General features: G+C 48.0%; 1 protein-coding gene. It reads right to left on the reverse strand.

Going from position 1 to position 229, the window contains the following annotated elements; all coding sequences use genetic code 11:
* Nucleotides 1-229 (reverse strand): hypothetical protein (locus A3773_RS19915; protein WP_197462892.1); only part of this gene is annotated, 229 nt, incomplete at both ends.

Raw genomic sequence — 229 nt, forward strand, 5'->3', positions numbered from 1 at the left:
CATTACAAAAGTGGCTCGCAGCATTCCATTCCTTCTCTTTCCCCCCTCCTCCCTTTTCTCTTTTCTTCCTCCCCTTCCCTCCTTCCCTTCTTCTTCCTCTTCCTCCCCTTCTCTTCTCTTTTCCTTTTTTTTTTCTTCTTTTTTTCCCTCTCTCCCTCCCTTTCCCCCCCCTTTTTCCCCTTTTCTTCCCTTTTCCCTTCTTCTTTTTCTTCCCCCCCTTCTTCTCCCC

This window comes from Neptuniibacter pectenicola (assembly GCF_001597735.1).
Taxonomy (GTDB): Bacteria; Pseudomonadota; Gammaproteobacteria; order Pseudomonadales; family Balneatricaceae; genus Neptuniibacter; species Neptuniibacter pectenicola.